At 69.7% G+C, this 231-nt stretch carries 1 protein-coding gene; it reads right to left on the reverse strand.

The annotated features are described in order from the left end of the window. Positions 1-231, reverse strand: a 231-nt coding sequence (locus AC3XQU_RS25100; RefSeq protein WP_489876793.1) for a hypothetical protein, incomplete at both ends; no start/stop codon positions are given.

Below are 231 nucleotides of genomic sequence, written 5' to 3' on the forward strand. Positions count from 1 at the left end.
GTGGCGCGTTGAGCTCAGGGTATACATGCCGTCGAACGGCTTGCCGGCGCCTTTCAGCGAGACGGCCGCGCCGGTCCGCAGCTTGGGGTTTCCGCGGGCAACGCCGTCGAGCTCGGCAAACGCCCCGCCCAGGTGGGATGCCAGGGCGGCCGCCGTCGCGTCGCACTGTGCCGCCTGGTCGTAGGCTGTGGCAGGCGCGATGTACCTGGGGCTTTGGAACGTCTTGGCAAG

Source organism: Telluria sp. AZSoR62 (genome assembly GCF_058111565.1).